General features: G+C 60.9%; 16 protein-coding genes and 1 pseudogene. 4 read left to right on the forward strand and 13 right to left on the reverse strand.

All coding sequences use genetic code 11. The features are described 5' to 3' along the window. Positions 1 to 129 precede the first annotated feature (129 nt). The gene (locus tag BN1120_RS13795; RefSeq protein WP_039041291.1) at positions 130 to 1,041 is read right to left on the reverse strand and encodes a LysR family transcriptional regulator; all 912 of its coding nucleotides are present in this window, start codon (positions 1,039 to 1,041) and stop codon (positions 130 to 132) included. A gap of 145 nt (positions 1,042 to 1,186) precedes the next feature. Here BN1120_RS13795 and aguA point away from each other — a divergent pair, with 145 nt between their 5' ends. Both aguA and BN1120_RS13805 read left to right on the forward strand, forming a co-directional pair. Beyond that, the gene (gene aguA, locus BN1120_RS13800) at positions 1,187 to 2,284 is read left to right on the forward strand and encodes an agmatine deiminase (protein WP_042016527.1); all 1,098 of its coding nucleotides are present in this window, start codon (positions 1,187 to 1,189) and stop codon (positions 2,282 to 2,284) included. 256 nt (positions 2,285 to 2,540) lie between these two features. Beyond that, positions 2,541 to 4,244, forward strand: coding sequence for an amidase (locus BN1120_RS13805; protein WP_042016528.1), 1,704 nt, complete (start codon positions 2,541 to 2,543; stop codon positions 4,242 to 4,244). Between the two features lie 92 nt (positions 4,245 to 4,336). Here the strand turns inward: BN1120_RS13805 and BN1120_RS21360 are convergent, their stop codons facing one another. Together BN1120_RS21360 and BN1120_RS20890 are read right to left on the reverse strand one after the other, a co-directional pair. Beyond that, positions 4,337 to 4,843, reverse strand: a complete 507-nt coding sequence (locus BN1120_RS21360) for a hypothetical protein (protein ID WP_145983764.1) — start codon at positions 4,841 to 4,843, stop codon at positions 4,337 to 4,339. After that, positions 4,818 to 6,056 (reverse strand): AAA family ATPase, encoded by a 1,239-nt coding sequence (locus BN1120_RS20890; protein ID WP_080768034.1) that lies wholly within the window; start codon positions 6,054 to 6,056, stop codon positions 4,818 to 4,820. Before BN1120_RS20890 ends, BN1120_RS21360 begins: the two co-directional genes overlap by 26 nt. A 433-nt stretch (positions 6,057 to 6,489) precedes the next feature. Between BN1120_RS20890 and BN1120_RS22020 the strand changes: the two are divergent. After that, positions 6,490 to 6,582, forward strand: a pseudogene (locus tag BN1120_RS22020) (subclass B2 metallo-beta-lactamase); the annotation flags it as partial. Between the two features lie 196 nt (positions 6,583 to 6,778). Here BN1120_RS22020 and BN1120_RS13815 read toward each other — a convergent pair. The 10 genes from BN1120_RS13815 to BN1120_RS13860 all read right to left on the reverse strand — a co-directional run bounded on the left by BN1120_RS13815 (position 6,779) and on the right by BN1120_RS13860 (position 16,376). Next, positions 6,779 to 7,174, reverse strand: a complete 396-nt coding sequence (locus BN1120_RS13815; protein ID WP_042016530.1) for a hypothetical protein — start codon at positions 7,172 to 7,174, stop codon at positions 6,779 to 6,781. A gap of 319 nt (positions 7,175 to 7,493) precedes the next feature. After that, positions 7,494 to 8,099, reverse strand: coding sequence for a LysE family translocator (locus BN1120_RS13820; RefSeq protein WP_042016531.1), 606 nt, complete (start codon positions 8,097 to 8,099; stop codon positions 7,494 to 7,496). Between the two features lie 16 nt (positions 8,100 to 8,115). Then, positions 8,116 to 8,943, reverse strand: a complete 828-nt coding sequence (locus BN1120_RS13825; protein WP_042016532.1) for an AraC family transcriptional regulator — start codon at positions 8,941 to 8,943, stop codon at positions 8,116 to 8,118. Positions 8,944 to 9,087: 144 nt separating this feature from the next. After that, entirely contained in the window at positions 9,088 to 10,413 is a 1,326-nt protein-coding gene (locus BN1120_RS13830; RefSeq protein ID WP_052455414.1) for a ferric reductase-like transmembrane domain-containing protein, read from the reverse strand. A 221-nt stretch (positions 10,414 to 10,634) separates the two neighbouring features. Then, positions 10,635 to 11,888, reverse strand: coding sequence for a DEAD/DEAH box helicase (locus BN1120_RS13835; RefSeq protein WP_042016533.1), 1,254 nt, complete (start codon positions 11,886 to 11,888; stop codon positions 10,635 to 10,637). 101 nt (positions 11,889 to 11,989) lie between these two features. Continuing rightward, entirely contained in the window at positions 11,990 to 13,465 is a 1,476-nt protein-coding gene (locus BN1120_RS13840) for a GGDEF domain-containing protein (RefSeq protein ID WP_042016534.1), read from the reverse strand. A gap of 220 nt (positions 13,466 to 13,685) precedes the next feature. Beyond that, positions 13,686 to 14,339 (reverse strand): DUF799 domain-containing protein, encoded by a 654-nt coding sequence (locus BN1120_RS13845; protein WP_042016535.1) that lies wholly within the window; start codon positions 14,337 to 14,339, stop codon positions 13,686 to 13,688. After that, positions 14,336 to 14,695: a DUF4810 domain-containing protein gene (locus tag BN1120_RS13850; protein WP_042016536.1), complete on the reverse strand. Its 360-nt coding sequence runs from the start codon at positions 14,693 to 14,695 to the stop codon at positions 14,336 to 14,338. Before BN1120_RS13850 ends, BN1120_RS13845 begins: the two co-directional genes overlap by 4 nt. 11 nt (positions 14,696 to 14,706) lie before the next feature. Then, positions 14,707 to 15,378, reverse strand: coding sequence for a CsgG/HfaB family protein (locus BN1120_RS13855; RefSeq protein WP_042016537.1), 672 nt, complete (start codon positions 15,376 to 15,378; stop codon positions 14,707 to 14,709). Positions 15,379 to 15,467: 89 nt separating this feature from the next. Then, on the reverse strand, positions 15,468 to 16,376 hold the full coding sequence (locus tag BN1120_RS13860; protein ID WP_042016538.1) for a LysR family transcriptional regulator: 909 nt from the start codon (positions 16,374 to 16,376) through the stop codon (positions 15,468 to 15,470). Between the two features lie 246 nt (positions 16,377 to 16,622). Between BN1120_RS13860 and BN1120_RS13865 the strand changes: the two genes are divergently transcribed. Continuing rightward, positions 16,623 to 17,270: MFS transporter (locus BN1120_RS13865; RefSeq protein WP_042016540.1), on the forward strand; the 648-nt coding region annotated here is incomplete at its 3' end.

Below are 17,270 nucleotides of genomic sequence, written 5' to 3' on the forward strand. Positions count from 1 at the left end.
CCGCGGGAGCCTTTGTTGTTGCTGGGAATGCCCCTCGCAGCAGGGGTTTTGCCCCCTTTCTCCCGCTCATTTACAAAAGAATGGGAGAAGGGTTGGGGATGAGGGGGCGGAACTGCCAGCCGCTGCCGCTTAGCCCGGATTCACCAGATCCTTCATCAACGCCTTCAACCAGATCAACGCCGGTTGCTGGGCGTGGACCGGGTGCCAGACGCAGTTGAGGTGATAGTCCGGCACGTCGTCGGGCAGGGGCAGGCTTTTCAGCGGCCAGTGGCTGGCGAGCAGCTCGGCCACCATGCTGGGCAGCACCAGCAGGTGATCGCTCTGGCTCACGATGGCGGCGGCGGACATATAGCTCTGGCTGTTGACCGAGATGGTGCGGCTATGGCCCAGGCTCTGCAAATAGCGGTCGAGGCTCGCCTCCGAGGTGCCGAGCGGCGAGTGGAACACATGGGGCATCTCGATTAGCTGCTCGAGGGTGATGCGCTCCTCCTCCAGCTCCAGGGTGGCGCGCACCAGCCCGGCCAGGGGTTCGGTGAGCCAGGTCTCCTTGCCCAGATACCCCGGCACCTGCATGTACTCGTCAAACCCCAGCACCAGGTCGATTTCGCCGCTCGCCAGCTCGGCTTCCGGCAGTGTATCGCGCAGGATGCGGATTTCGATGGTGACCCCCGGCGCCAGCTTCCTGAGGCGCTGGATAAGGGGCGGGATCAGCACGCACTCCACGTAATCCGTGGTGCAGAGCACGAAGCGGCGCTTCGACTGGCGCGGCGCGAACTCGTCCTCCTCCCAGAGTTGCTGCTCCAGCAGCCGCAGCGCCTGCTGCACCCCCAGATGCAGGCGCTGGGCCCTGGGAGTCGGCAACATCCCCTGGGGCGTGCGCACCAGCAGCGGGTCACCGAGAAAGGCCCGCAACCGGCCGAGGGAGTGGCTCATGGCGGGCTGGCTGATAAAGAGCGATTCGGCGGCGCGGGTCACGCTCCCTTGCGTCATCAGGGCGTCAAAGGCGAGCAGCAGATTGAGGTCGAGCTGGTGCAGTTTCATGGGGGGATTATTCGCCGTGTTTATGGGACAATTAATCCTATTCATTTGATGGATGGGCGCGCAACTTCTTACACTGCGACCCACTCTTATTTTTTCAGGGTTCCCAGGCAAATCGGGGGCCTCAATCCATGCAAGGAGCCTTGCGATGAGCATCAAGACCATGAACACCACGCCGGCCGCCGACGGCTTCACCATGCCCGCCGAGTGGGCTCACCAGCAGGCCGTCTGGATGATCTGGCCGTTCCGCCCGGACAACTGGCGGGAAGCCGGTCGCTTCGCCCAAGCCACCTTCGCCAAGGTGGCGGATGCCATCGGTGGCGCGACGCCGGTCTTTATGGGGGTGCCGGCCCAGTTTATGGAGCAGGCCCGTGGCATCATGCCTGCCCACGTTACCCTGGTTGAGATGGCCAGCGATGACTGCTGGGCCCGCGACACAGGTCCTACCATCGTCACCAACGCCGCAGGCGAGTGCCGTGGGGTGGACTGGGGCTTCAACGCCTGGGGCGGCCACAAGGGCGGTCTCTACTACCCGTGGAACCAGGATGAAGAGGTCGCTGCCCGGATGCTGGAGCAGCACGACATGGATCGTTACGACGCGCCGCTGATTCTGGAAGGAGGCTCCATCCACGTCGATGGCGAAGGCACCTGCCTGACCACCGCCGAGTGCCTGCTCAACGAAAACCGCAACCCGCACCTGACCAAAGAGCAGATCGAAGCGCACCTGCGCGACTATCTGGGCGTCACCAGCTTTATCTGGCTGGACGAAGGCGTCTACATGGATGAAACCGACGGCCACATCGACAACATGTGCTGCTTCGTGCGTCCGGGTGAAGTGGCCCTGCACTGGACTGACGACCAGAACGATCCCCAGTACGCCCGCTCCCTGGCTGCCCTCAAGGTGCTGGAAGCGGCGGTCGATGCCAAAGGTCGCAAGCTGAAAGTGTGGAAGCTGCCCCAGCCGGGCCCGCTCTACTGCACTCAGGAAGAGTCCGCCGGCGTCGAGAGCGGCAGCGGTGTGCCGCGCGAGGCAGAAGGCCGTCTGGCCGGTTCCTACGTGAACTTCCTTATCACCAACGATCGCATCGTCTACCCGCTGCTGGATGCCGCCACCGACGGCGAAGCCCAGCGCATTCTGGAAGAGATCTTCCCGGAGCACACCGTGGTCGGCGTGCCGGCCCGGGAGATCCTGCTGGGGGGTGGCAATATCCACTGCATTACTCAGCAGATCCCCTCCGGCAAATAAGAACCGGATGACGATCCTGCTGCGAGGCCGTGATCAAGGCTCATGTGCTGCTCGGAAGCCTCACGTATGTTTATACGCTCCGGTTCCTGCGCTGCTCTTCACCTTGCTGACGGCCTCTCGCGACGGGTCGTAAACCGGTTCTAGTTAGTATTCAAAACCCCACGCCGTGGGGTTTTATCTCTTGATAATGTGATGGTCGCAGGCGCCGATGCGGCGATCATCATGACAAACAGTCACCCTTTTACAGGAGATCCCCATGATCGAAGTGACCGAGGTTTCCATTGCCGAGCTGCGCGATGCGCTCGAATCAGGCCGCACCACCGCGGTCGAACTGGTCGAGGCCTATCAGGCCCGGATCGCCGCCTATGACGGCCCCGAGACAGCAACCCGCCTCAATGCCGTCGTGGTGCCCAACCCCGATGCCCTGAAAGAGGCGCAAGATTCCGATGCCCGCCGCGCCCGTGGGGAAACCCTGGGGCCGCTCGACGGCATCCCCTACACCGCCAAGGACAGCTATCTGGTCAAGGGGCTGACCGCCGCCTCCGGCAGCCCGGCCTTCAAGGATCTGGTGGCCCAGCGCGATGCCTTTACCGTTGAGCGCCTGCGCGCCGCCGGTGCCATCTGCCTTGGCAAGACCAATATGCCCCCCATGGCCAATGGCGGCATGCAGCGCGGCGTCTATGGCCGTGCCGAGAGCCCCTACAACGCCGACTACCTGACCGCGCCCTTTGCCTCCGGCTCCTCCAACGGGGCCGGTACTGCCACCGCCGCGAGCTTCGCCGCCTTCGGTCTCGCCGAAGAGACCTGGTCGAGCGGCCGTGGCCCGGCCTCCAACAACGGCCTGTGTGCCTATACCCCGTCCCGGGGCGTCATCTCGGTGCGCGGCAACTGGCCGCTGACCCCGACCATGGATGTGGTGGTGCCCTATGCCCGCACCATGGCCGATCTCTTGGAAGTGCTGGATGTGGTGGTCGCCGACGATAGCGAGACTCGTGGGGATCTCTGGCGTATGCAACCCTGGGTCAAGATCCCCAAGGCCTCCGAAGTGCGTCCGGCTTCCTATCTGGAGCTGGCTGCCAAGGCCGATGCCCTCAAGGGCAAGCGCCTCGGCGTGCCGCGCATGTTTATCAACAAGGATGACCTGGCGGGCACCAGCGACAACCCCGGCATCGGCGGCCCGACCGGTCAGCGTATCCATACCCGCGAGGCCGTGATTGCCCTGTGGGAAGAGGCGCGCAAGGCGCTGGAAGCCGCGGGCGCCGAGGTCATCGAAGTGGACTTCCCGCTGGTCTCCAACTGCGAAGGGGACCGACCCGGCGCGCCGACCGTGTTCAATCGCGGCATCGTGAGCCCGGAGTTTCTCAACGACGAGCTGTGGGAGCTATCCGGCTGGGCGTTCGACGACTTCCTGCGTGCCAACGGCGATCCCAAGTTGAACAAGCTGGCTGATGTCGATGGGCCGAAGATCTTCCCCCACGATCCGGGCACCCTGCCGAACCGCGAGGGGGATCTGGCGGCGGGCATGGACGAGTACGTCAAGATGGCCAAGCGCGGCATCAAGCGTTTCGACGAGATTGCCTCTGTGCCGGACGGCCTGCGTGGGCTGGAGCAGACCCGCAAGCTGGACCTGGAAGACTGGATGGACGGGCTCAAGCTCGATGCCGTGCTGTTCCCCACCGTCGCCGACGTCGCCCCGGCTGATGCGGATGTGAACCCGGCCTCCGCCGACATCGCCTGGAGCAACGGCATCTGGGTTGCCAACGGCAACCTCGCCATTCGCCATCTCGGTGTGCCGACCGTCACCGTCCCCATGGGCGTCATGGCCGATATCGGTATGCCGGTGGGGCTGACCTTCGCCGGTCGCGCCTATGACGATAACAACCTGCTGCGCTTCGCCTCGGCCTTCGAGTCCACCGGCAGCAAGCGGATGGTGCCGCCACGCACGCCACCGCTGGGGTGATTGGTGTTGTGAGTTAATTCTCTCTGGTTCATTCTGAGAGAATAAATAAACCACCCGTTATGCGGGTGGTTTTTTATTTCATATCCTTTAGTTCAAGCATCTTCAACAGGATAAAATTCGTGATTCATATCTAGGTAAACAACATAAAATATATTTGAACTTAAAATATTCCCTGCTTTGTCCTGTTGACCATTATGCTGAGATGGGATTGAAAATCCGGCAAGACGTAGTTTATTTCCTAGGCGGAAACGCCCCCACCTTGCATCATGGGGAACACAGTTAGGACGCTGAAAAGATGATTTTTCTGGGAATGATGGGTAGTAAGATAGTACCTTTAGACTACCAGCCCCAGCTCGTTCATGCTCCCAATAACTTAATGGTGATGCACAGAAGTTAACAAGTTTTTTAATCAAAGAGTCTAATGAACAAGCTCCTTGATTTTCGTTCCATTCATCTAGGGTTTGTCCTCCATGAGATGGAGAGAAATAATGAAAGTTAAAGCTACATTTATTTGCTATCCCAGACGTTTCTATATCGCTCTGTGAGACAGATTGAAGAAATGTCGACTTTCTATCATTTTGATTGAATCGTTTCGCCATTTTCCAATCCTGCCATAATATCTTCTAAACGAGAGTTCACAAAAACTGGCATTCCACCTATTTTATTCTCCATATAGAGTGGAGTTATAGGTCTGTCATTTCTAATCATCGTGCCTGGAATTTCATCTAATCGATAACAATAACTCTCAGACTCTTCTTTGTTAACTAAAATAGTTCTATACTTTCCTAAGTTGTCTATTATCTCTGTATTGTGAGATGTGAAAATAAATTGAGCACCATTACGGTTTATTTTAAGGTTTGTAAAAAGCTCTAAAATTTTTGGTAGTACTGCGGCATGTAAATGAATGTCAAATTCATCTAAAGCCAAAATACCGCCATCTTTCAGAACAAGATAGTATGCACCAATAATGTCATATATTTTCCTTGTACCACTGGACTCTCTAGAGTAATTTACTTTGTGACTCGTTGAACCATGCTTGTGGATAAATAATGGGAAATATATTTCATCGCCCTCATCATCAACAGATGACATTATTTCAACATCAATGATCGACGAGTCAGAAAATCTCACCAGCTCTTTCATAAATGCGTGTAGTAATGGTTTTGATTTATATGATTTGCTGCTGTCTGACAGATCCATTTTCAAGTCACAGTACCCATTGTGGGCGACATTAATTATCATTCTGAAAAAGAACCAATGGACCTCTCTTAGCTCTTTCATACTTTTTTTAAATTTATATAAATCAGGCAGCGATATTATTGATACAGAGGATTTCAACTCTATATTGCGAATTTCATCCAACTGACTAACACAATACGTTATATCATTGTTTTGTCTTTCAAAAACTTTTCTTCTTGCTTTGTTCTTTTTCCAAAGAGCCTCTCTGGATATTTCATTGTCTTTTATGTCAAGCTCGTAATAATATTCTGTTTCATTTTCAATGAACTCGATATAAAACTCGGTGGGTTCTGAACTTCCAAAAAATGTGTCAATAGGAAGTGTTTTTTTTCTTTTTTTTAAAGACTCTTTGTTTTTATCGTCTGGATAACCAACAGAGCATAGTGTTGATATGAATGATAGAGCTTTTAATATGTTAGTTTTTCCAGAGCCATTGGCACCTTTAATACCAAGGATTGTCCCAACTCTTTGGCCATTTGATATATCTTCAGGAGTATTTCCATCAAATAGAAAACTAATTTCAGCACCATCTTTAAAGCTACTGAAGTTTTTAAATCCAAATCTAAGAATCATTTTTATCCCTCCCTTTTGAGGTTTCCGTTGTTAGGTTACTCACAAAAATGAAGAAAAACAATGAAAATGAGGTTTTCTGACGTTTTTGTCGCATTGTTTGATTTCCATTTTGTGATGGATACTCGAAAGTCACGACTATTGGCTACTAATAGTCGATGACGTGAAGCGTATTCGGACGATTACGCTGCGCTAATCGTCCCTACATCAAGGCGGTGGTTACATGAGGTGAGTCTTTGCCTCTCTCCATTACCCGCACGGCCAACCGTCATATTTGTCGCCACTCGCTGCTGATATCTTCTGACTTCCCCTCGACTTCACCCTGGCTTCACACAACCTCATTTTTTCCTCACAAATCCCCCGTATTTTCTGCCCACTGATAAATGGGTCCGCTTGTCACAGGGGTGGCGAGGGCCAACGAGAGGGGAGCAAGACGATGAAATCCTGGATCAAATACGGGTTGGCCGGAGCCTTGATACTGGTGGCGAGCTTCTGGGGCGGCAGCGTGCGGGCGGCGCAGATGCCCCTTGGCTGGGATGCTGCCCTGCCGGTACAGATAACCGGGCAAGATGCGGCGGTTCTGGCGGTGGCCTCTTTCCTGTCGCTCGGGGAATAGCCATCGGTTGCTGCCGGGCTCAGCACCTCAGGGCAGGGATTGGGGCCTGTTTATCCGGACTTGGGCGGTGAGGGCGCGGCATATGGCGTATTAATACAGGGCGGGTGGCCTACCGCGTCTGGTATTGGGCATCCAGCCAGGCGATGGCCTCTTGGGGGTCGTTGAATGCCCGGATATGGTCAGGGTGGGTGAGAGAGAGGCAGGAGAGGGCGATGTGATGGAGCACCTTGGCCGAATAGAGGGAGGCGATGGCCACCAGATTCTTCTGGGTCAGCCACTGATAGGTCTCTTGCAGATGGGGCAGGGCGGAGAGCACCACCCCCTGATGCTGGCGATGGTCCACCAGAGCGCAGAAACGCTTACCGTCCAGGCTGTTCACCACGGACTTTATCTGTGCAATCCACGCCAGCATACCCTCTTCATTGAAAGGGCCGATCAGCTCGCAGGTGACCAGGTGTTCCTGCACATTGAAGATGAACTCACCGTGCTTTTTATCAAAGGACATACAACATTCTTATCCATGACCAGGGGCGGCAAGATAATGCTTATTCATTCCGAATGCATCAATACCCGAATGAGGGTTTTGGTCATGAAATCGTATTGCTGCGTTGACGCCGATGAGGGAAGAGGTCTGCCTCTGGTACCGAAGCGAACCATGGGTAGCGTCACGTCGGGCACAAGACCCCGTGAGAATAGCCGGCTCATGGAGAAAATGACCCGAAAAGGCCGGTGCAGCAGTGCCCGGCCTGTGTCTGCTCGGTGAAGGCGACACCCCGGCATAGGTGGGTGTGTCACCTGGGTTCTTGATGGAGCGCTTCGCCGGTTCAGCCGGCCAGCGGCAGGTAGACATGCTGGTAGGCCAGGGCGATAGCGCTGTAGAGCAGCAGGGCGGCCATCAGCAGGTTGAAGTACCTGAACCAGCGAGGATGCTGAAGATGACGTCCGATGAGACTGCCCGCCATCGAGTAGCTGCCGGGGGCGCCGGCGGCCAGCAGGCCGAGCAGCAGGGACCAGGGCAGCAGGCTCCAGCCGTGGATCTGGGCCGCCGGGAACTGGATGCTGGTGATGGGCAGGGTGGCGATCATGGCCTTGGGGTTGAGCAACTGGATGACGAAGCCGCTGCGCACCCCCAGAGGGCGGGCAGGCGCCTCGCTGGCAGCGAGCTCGCCGCTGTCGCTGGCGATCTTGATGGCGAGATAGGCGATATAGAGGCACCCCACCAGGCTGACATAGATCAGGGTATCTTCCCGCACCAGGCGGGTGCCCGCCCAGCCAAAGAGCAGCAGGAGCACGAACATCGCCAAGCCGACCCCGAGGAAGAAGCCAAGGGAGGCGCGGGTGCGGCCACCCAGACCTGCATTGAGGCCGATGAGGTTGACGGGGCCTGGGGTATACATGATGCCGATGGCATAGGCGAGAAGCTCAATCATGGGGTGTTCCTTGGGCTCAGCGGATCAGGCTGGCGCTGTATTGGGTGGGGGTCATGCCATAGATGCGCTTGAAGCGACGGTTGAGGTGACTGAGATCGGTGAAACCGAAGCGGTACACCAGATCCTGCGCCGACTCTCCGGCGGCCAAGGCGCGCCGGGCGGCATTGATGCGGCAGTTGATCACGTATTGATGGGGTGTGATGCCAAGCTGCTGGCGAAACAGCCGCAGGAAGTGGTACTTGGAGATGTTGGCCGCCGCGCTGATGTCGGCCAGGGAGATATCCTGCTGAAAGTGGGCGTGGATAAAGTCCCTGGCCTGCAACAGGAGGCGATCGATGCGACTCACCCGGCCATTGGGCTCAAAACGTCCCGCCTGCTGCATCACCCGGGTGGCGAGGCGATAGAGGGCAAACTCCTGCTCTATGCTGTCGGCCTGGCCGCGCACCGCCTGGGCCAGCTCGAGGATGCAGGCGCTCAGCGCCTCATCGCGCACCAGGGGCTGCAACAACCGATAGGTCCCCATTGCCTGCTCGCCCGCGGCATCGGCAAACAGCGGGGTGAGTTCGTGGGGCGGAATGTAGAGCATGGTGTAGTCGAGGCTGGCGTTGTCACCGGCATGGCCGTCGTGAACATCCCCGGGATTGAACTGGATGACGCTGCCTGCCGGGCTGGAGTGGGCTCCGCCGTGGCAGAAGAAGTTCTGGCGCCCGGCCAGGGTGACCCCGAAGGAGTACTCCTCGTGGGCGTGACGGTCGTAGCGAAATTCCGTCATGTTGACCCGCAGCGCAGTCAGGCTCGCCAGGTGCTGACTGTGTGCGAATATGAACTGGTTGTCCTGCGCCATCTTTCCCTCCTGAACCAGACTGCCCCCCTAATCTAGCCCCAAGGGTGTGCCTCTCGCTTGGACAATCTTGCTGTTTGCCGGCCCGAGTGCGCCTCGCACCGAGAAAAACGGCGCAGCCGATGGCTGACTGCGCCGGCTGGCCCGTCAGCGAAAGCGAAACAGCTCCCGGTGCAGCGGGGTGGCCAGATGGGCATCCAGGGTGTGGGCCATGGGCTCGGGGCCGCAGAACCACACCGGGGTGTGCTGGCGCTGGCCCAGGGCGGCGAGATCCAGTCGGCCACGCTCGGATTCCAGGTGTAGCCGGTAGTCGATCCCGACCCGGCGGCACAGATCAGCCAGCCGACCGTGATAGGGGGCGGCCTCGGCGGTGGGGGCGCATTGCAGCAAGGTGGTGCCGGGGCGTTGTTCACCACGGCGTACCAGGGCCTCCAGCCAGGCGACGAAGGGGGTGATGCCGATACCGGCGCCCACCCAGAGCGCGGGGGCCGGATCCGGCAGGGCGAAGGCGCCATAGGGGCCGGTCACGGTGACCGCATTCCCCACCTTGAGGTGGCGGTGCAGCCAGCGGGTGTGATCCCCGAGGGCGCGTACCGCCAGGGTGAGGGTACAGCCATCCGTCGAGACATCGACCAGGGTGTAGGGGTGGGGCTCGCCGCGCCCGGCAAAGTCGAAGAAGGCGAACTGCCCGGGGCGATAGCCGTGCAGGGGCGCGGTGAGGCCAACCCGGATCTCCAGGGTGCGCTCGTCCAGAGGGGTGAGGGCGTTGACCGTCCCCTGGCGGCGTGCGTCCCGCCCAACCTGGCCAAACAGGGAGTAGAGCGCCCCCAGAGCACCCAGCCCGCCGCCGATAAGCAGGGTCAGGCCGACCGGGGTCAGGGCGCCGATGCGCGGCAGCAGGCAGAGCCCGTGCAGCCAGCCCATCAGGTAGATGACCGGGGTCAGCCGGTGAACCACCTTGAAGCGCTCGTAGCGCACCACCGCCAGCAGGCTTACCACCACCAGCGCCAGCAGCAGATAGAAACTCCATTCCCCCAGGGTATTGCCGAGGCTGTGCCAGAGGGCATCGTTGCCAGCACCAGCACCAGCACCAGCACCAGCACCAGCACCAGCACCAGCACCGCGGCGCGCCGGCCGGGTCAGCCAGTCGGCGGCGACAGCCCACTTGGGGGCTTCCACCAGCAGCCAGTGGGCCACCAGGGTGCCGGTGGCCCAGAGGGCGCTGCTGCGGTGCAGGTGCAACATGCGATCCAGCCCGCCGCACCAGGCTTCGAGCCTCGGCAGGCGCAGGGCGAGCAGCAAAGAGAGGGTCATGGCGCCAAGGCCAATCAGACCGGTCAGGATCAGCAGTTCGTGGCGCCAGGGCCAGACGCTGGCGTGCCACTGGGTGAGGCCAGCGAGCCAGAGCAGGGTGAGGGTCAGGGGCAGGGTCCAGCCGAGGGATGCGGGTTTCATGATGTCCTCCTTGTCCATGCCTCCATTGCACGCCTGCTTTGTGGCGAAAGTGTGCCCCCTGACTACCTCTTTTGTAGCAGAGTGTGGCAAAGGGTCGCCGGGTCAGGGCAAGCGGACTGAGGAGGAGGGCGCGGAGCAGAACAGGGGGGCAGGAAAGCGGTTGGCGTCACCTCACAGGCCTGGGTCTGGAGAGGGGTGATGCTGGGGCAGCCACATGGCTGCCCCAGCAAACAGTCGTGTCAGGATTTTCGTCCCTTGCCGCCCTTGTTGCCCGCGAGGGCCTGCTTTCTGGCCTTCTGCTTCTGGGCGCCCTTGCTGGCGCGCCGTGGCTCGGGGTCGAAACGAGTGAGGTCTGGCTCAAAGCCCGGGAACCACTGCTGGGGCAGCCGGGTATCGAGCACGGCTTCGACTTTCTCCAGCAGGGGGGCGTCTTCCGGGCTGAACAGGGTGATGGCGAGCCCCTTGTTGCCGGCGCGGCCGGTGCGCCCGATCCGGTGGACGTAATCCTCGGGCTGATGGGGGAACTCCAGATTGATCACATGGTTGAGCTCGCTGATATCGAGGCCGCGAGCCGCCACGTCGGTGGCCACCAGGGCCTGCAAGGTGCCTGCGCGAAACGCCAGCAGCACGTTTTCCCGCGCGCTCTGTGACAGATCCCCGTGGAAGGCGAGCGCATTGATGCCCCCCTTGCCAAGCTGCTGGGCCAGCTTGTCGGCCCCCTGGCGAGTGCGGCTGAAGATCAGCGCCGGCGCCCAGCCCTTCACGGTCAGCATGTGCTCGACCAGTGCCACCTTGCGATCGCTGTCCACCGCATAGACCCGCTGCTCCACCTCGGCCGCCGTGGTGTTGCGCGGTGCCACTTCCACCAGCGCCGGGTCGCGCAGCAGCACCTTGCAGAGGGCAAAGAGGTTGTCGTCGCAGGTGGCCGAAAACAGCAGGGTCTGGCGATCCGCCGGGATTTGCTTCAGCAGCGCCTTTATCTCGTCCATAAAGCCCATGTCGAGCATCCGGTCCGCCTCGTCAAACACCAGATGACGCAGTTCGGCCAGCGTGAGCGCCCCCTGGCGCAGGTGATCGAGCAGGCGGCCCGGGGTGGCGATGAGGATATCCACCCCGGCGTTCAGCGCCTCCACCTGTGCGGCGATGCTCACCCCGCCGTAGACCAGCGTGCTGGTGAGGTCGGTGCCTCTGGCGTAGCGTGTGACGCTCTCGGCAACCTGCACCGCCAGCTCGCGGGTCGGCACCAGCACCAGGGCGCGAATGGGGCGAGGGCCATCGCTCGTCGGGTGTTGCAGCAACTGCTCCAGCAGTGGCAGCACGAAGGCGGCGGTCTTGCCGGTGCCGGTCTGGGCGCCCGCCATCAGATCCCGCCCCGCGAGGATCAGGGGGATGGCGCTGGCCTGCACCGGGGTGGGGGCGGCGTAGCCGAGCTCGGTCAGGGTTTGCTGCAAGCGGGGGGAGAGGGCCAGTTCGGCGAAAGAGGCAATGGACATAGGGCACCAGTATGGGGTTATCCCGCCCCGTGGCCGGGACGGAAACAATCAGCGTGGCGGGATGGTAACAGATAGCAGGGGAGCGGCAGAAGCCGGGGCGCTCAGGGGGATGAATCGGCGCCCGGATCGCGGACAAGGCGGATGGTCTGCCCCTGGTAATAGGCGATATTGCGCTTGCCGTGCTGCTTGACGTGATAGAGCAGGTCGTCGGCCAGTTGCACCGCCTCGGCCACCGTCAGGTAATCGCGAATGCGGGTCACTCCGGCGGAGAAGGTGATGGGGGCGGGCAGCTCGGGGATGCGCAATGGCCGCTCCAGCAGGCGGGCGGCGGAGTGATGCACCATGTTGTCATCGTTCATCCCCTTGAACAGCACGATGAACTCTTCCCCGCCCCAGCGAATGGCGACATCGCTCTTGCGGATATTGGCCTTGAGGTGAGCGGCGAAGGCGACGAGCGCCAGGTCACCCACCCCGTGACCATGGGTGTCGTTGACGGACTTGAAGTTGTCGATGTCGAGGATCATCAGGTAGTCGTGCTCCTGCAGCAGCGCCTCGTTCAGGATGTCACGGCGCGGCAGTCGGGTCAGGTGGTCGGTCTGGGCCAGGGTGCGCAGGCGGGTAACCAGGCTGCGCCCCGTCAGCATGATCAGCAGCAGGATGATGAGATAGAGCTTGAAGGCCGCCCCGTAGAGCACGGACCGGATGAAATCGCCGTAACTGTATGACCACTTGAGGTAGAGGTCGCTACCCGCCTTGGTGCGCATCAGCGGCGTACTCAGGCAGAGGTGGAACGGACGGCAGGGCTCGACCTCTTCGAAGGAGAGGACGGTCCGGGTCGGATTGAGGCTCTCGAAGGGGTGTAGCACCTCCTTGAACGCCCGGTCGACGGCGATGTCGATGCCCTTGAGTCCATAGCGGTAGTCCTTGATGGCGGGCTCGTAATAGACGAAGGGGAAGTAGAGGGTGATGGTATTCAGTCCGGTGAAGGTGTCGGTGTAGATCTCGGATACCCAGGTTTCATCCGTGCTGCAGGGGACATGGGTGGCCGCGAAAAAGGCGCAGCCGAAATAGTGGGTCCAGGGCTCGATGTCATTGAGGTCGGTGTTGATGGGCAACAACTGGCTCGGCAGCATCCCCTTGCTGGCGACCATGCCAAGCATGCGGCGATCATCATAGAAGGCGTAGAGGTTGAGGACCTCGGGGTTGGAGATGACGTACTGGTAGGCGAGGAGCATCTGGTTGGCCGGGGGCAACACGGGAATGACCGCCAGGCGCTTCAGGGTGGGGAGATCATAGCCATAGGCATAGGCCGTCGCATCCCCGTTCTCGCTGAAGATGGGCATCTTGATGCTGCTGTTGTCGATGAAGGCGGCCAGTTTCTCTGGCGCCAGGATGCGAGCCCGCTGATAGAACACCTCGAACAGGTTGGGCTGCTTGGCGGTGATGAGCGCCATGTCGTGCCTGATGACGAAGTAGGTGTAGTTGCACACCAATCCGAGCCCCATCAGGGCCAGGCAGAGCCAGCCAAGCCGGGTGAGCCATCGACGGGGGAGGAAACGCAGCAGTGAGGCGGCCATGGCGTGAACGCTTCCGTGGTGACAGAGGCCTTTTTTGTAACTGATTTTGCCGGGCATCACCAGATGAAGTTGGTGGGTCGTCACCCGGCATGCGCAAGAATGAGCCAACAATATCAAAAAGATAGACGATGAGGCGTCATGCGATGTCAGGCAGGGGAAAGGGGTGGCGACTGAAACGAGAGGGCATGTCGCCCTCTTGTGTGGAGTGAGACGACGCGCCTTAGCGAGCCTGGTATTTCGGCGAGCGGGGGCCAGGGAGGATGCCGTTGGGCGTGTCGGCACTGAGCAGCCTGACGCTGGTGATGCCGGCGATTTCATGGCCCTTGTCGGTCAGGGTGTTGGCAATCTGATTGACCACCGCCACCACCAGCATGCCGATGAGGCCGCCCCCCGAATTGCCCTGCTGCTCGGCACTGCTGGCGCTGGCACTGCCTTCCCACAGCAGCTTGCCGGTGCGCAGATCCACCAGGCGGGCACTGGCGGTGACCACTGTCTCGCTGGAGATGACCAGATAGCTGGTGCCGTACTCCTTGATGTCGAGGTAGAGGGCGGTATCGGCACCGTAGATCTCGTGGAGCTTCTTGATGGGCAGCGCCTGGATGTCGGCGGGCTCGGTCATGCCGTTCTGCCGGAACGTCTCGTTGGTGACCGCCACCGGCAGTACGTAATAGCCGGACTCGGCGAGCGGATAGGTGATCTGGGATTGCAGGCTGGGGCCCGCTTTGATGTCAGGCGAGTGATTCACCGGCGGCAGCACCAGAATGGAGGTTGGTCTGCTCTCCTTGAAGTTGCTGTAGTCGTAGCCGGGGCCCTGTGCACAGCCGCCCAGGAGGAGGGCGCCCAGCGTGAGGGCAAGGAGGGTGCGCAGGGTCATTGGGTCTCTCCCTTCTTGTTGGACATCAGGAAGTTCATGAAGGGGGCCGATTCGGGGAAGAGGCGCTTCTCGGTTTCGAACTGCTCGCGAGTCTGGGCATCCTTGCCGAGCTGGGCGTACAGCATGCCGAGGTGAGCGTGAAAGCCCGGTGGCACAGCCTGCCCCTTGGCGCTCGCTTCTTGCTGGTTTTTCTCCAGCGCATCGATCTGCGCTTCGACCCCGGTGTCGTCACCCTGCATGTGCTGGTAAACCACTCCCTGATATTGCTCCCAGTTGTAGAGCGTCTGCGGCCCCTGGGCGCAGGCGCTCAGCAGCAGGCCGCTGACCAGCAGCAGGGAAGGACGGAACAGCGTCATCTCGTCTCTCCTCATTGGGCCGGGCGCCAGGCACCGGTCTCGATGCCGTTCACCAGATTGTTGACGGCCTCGCGGATGGCGAGATCCAGCACCTTGCCGTTCAGGGTGGAGTCGTAGCTGGCGGTGCCGCCGAAGCCGACGATCTCGCGGTTGGAGAGTTCGTACTCCCCGGCACCCTGGGAAGAGAAGACCACTTCCGAGGTGGTGGCGTTGACGATGTTCAGGTTGACCTTGGCATAGGCGATCTGTGACTTGCCGCGACCCAGGATGCCAAACAGCTGATGATCGCCGACTTCCTTGCGACCAAACTCGGTGACGTCGCCGGTGACCACGTAGTCGGCGCCCTTGAGTTGCTGGGCCTGTTGCTTGATCCCGGCTTCGGCCTGGATCTCCGCCATGTTGTCGCGATCCAGCACGCTGAAGCGGCCGGTCTGCTGCAGGTGGGTGATCAGCACGGTTTTCGCCTGGTTGCCCAGCCGGTCCACGCCGTCGGAGAAGATGCCACGCATGTAGCTGGAACGGTTGTCGAACTTGCCGACGGCGATGGGGCTGCGTGCGCCCTGATAGTGGCTCTGATAGGAGGCAACCTTGGGTACCTCCAGGGTGCGCGACGACTCGCTCGCACAGGCTGTCAGCAAGCCCGCCATCAGGATGACACTGGATGAAACAACAAACTTCTTCATGTAAGGCCCCGTTATCAAAGGAAAAAACAGCGGCGGACTCTAACATGGTTCGTTGCGAAGAAAGTGCCCCGTATGGGGGGCATACCCGCTCAATCCCTGTGCGTTTGACAGGGGGGGGCGGGTGACCGGGTCTGTTGCAGGGGCTGGAATACCTCCTCCAGGGCTGTCACCAGGGCGCGCATTCGGCCCGTCTTCTGCACATCCGGGTGCAGCACCATCCAGATATCGATGGGATCGTGCTGGTCAGGCAGCAGGCGCACCAGGGCGGGGTCTTCTTCGGCGAGGAAGGTGGAGAGCAGGGCGATGCCGAGCCCCTGCCGGGCGGCCGCCATCAGCACCAGCTGGGCATTGCTCTGCAGGACCACGTTGGGCTCGTGGAGCGGTTCGCCGCACAGACTCAGCCAGTGACGGGCCACCAGCTCTTTGGGAAAGAGCAGCAGGTCGTGCTCTTGCAGTGCCTGACCCGAGCGGGGCGTGCCCCGCTTGGCCAGGTAGTCGGGAGAGGCGTAGAGTCCCATCTTGATGGTGGCGAGCCGTTTGACCACGAGATCTCCCTGCTCGGGGCGCACGCTGCGAATGGCGAGATCCGCCTCCTGATTGGGGATGTCGCTCACGCTGACGGCGGTCAGCAACTTGAGGCGGATGCCGGGGTGGCGCTGGCGCAGCAGGGTGAAGGCCGGCAGCACGAAGCCCTGTGCCAGGGTGTCCGTGGTCGCGATGCAAAGCTCCCCTTCCAGCTCCCCCAGGCTCGCGGTGCGCATCATGGCCAGGGCCGCCTGCGCCATGGCCTCGGCCTGGGGCAGCAGCGCTTCCCCCAGGGGGCTGGGCCGATAGTGTCTGGGGGTGCGGATAAACAGCTTGGCCCCCAGTTGCTGCTCGAGCAGGGTGATCCGCCGCCCGACGGTGGCCTGATCCACCCCGAGCTCGAGTCCGGCCTGCCGCAGGCTGCCCCGCCGTGCCAGGGCCAGGAAGAAGCGGGCATCGTCCCAGTTGATCATGCTTGCTCCTCACTCAAGCAGAACGCCCGATTGGCGCCGCAATATTAGATGCCAGCGGGGATGGCAGCACAAGGGGATAGACCGGGTCCGGTGCGTGCCTGCGGCTCCCCGGCCAAGGGCGCGCGCCACCCCGACGTGATGCAGGATTGAGTCGGCGTGATGCAGAACTGCCGCAGTCCGGGGTGGGCGGGATCGCTATGATGTCGCTCCCGATTGCGGTTTCATTCGTCTGCCACTGGAGTGTCCATGTCTGTCTCAAGCGTCCCGGCTTGCGAGCCAGGTCAGGTTGTCCATCCTCGTCTGCGCTGGTTTCTCTCCCTCGCCATGATGTCGGCCCTGCTCAACAGCAGCGTGCCTACCCCGCTCTATCCCCATTACCAGGCGGCGCTGGCTCTGAGCGATCTCGGCCTCAGCCTCATCTATGGCGGCTATGCGGGGGGCGTGCTCATCGCCTTGTTCGGGGTGGGCAATCTGGCAGGACGCGTGGCGGATCTGCGCACCCTGATCCTGCCTGCCCTGGTGGCGGTCGGGGGCGGGGCCCTGCTCTTCTCCCTGGCCGACAGCTTCTGGACCCTTTTGATGGCGCGGCTGCTGGCCGGGATTGGCACGGGCAGCCTGACCGGCGCCGCCAATGTGGCGCTGCTGCGTTTTGGCCCCAGGGATGGGGGCAAGCGGGCGGCGCTGAGCGCCACATTGTCTTTCACCGCCGGGCTGGCCCTTGGCCCCGTGTTCAGCGGGCTGGCGCTGCAGCAGGATTTCTACCCGACCACGCTGCCGTTTTTGCTGATCCTGGGGATGGCGGCCTGCGCCATCGGGGGGCTGGTGTTGAGCTGGCCCAAAGGGGTCAGGGCGACGGAGGCCGCCCCGAGCGGGCAGGGGGGCGGATCCCTGGGG

The sequence above is a fragment of the Aeromonas caviae genome, assembly GCF_000819785.1.
Taxonomy (GTDB): Bacteria; Pseudomonadota; Gammaproteobacteria; order Enterobacterales; family Aeromonadaceae; genus Aeromonas; species Aeromonas caviae.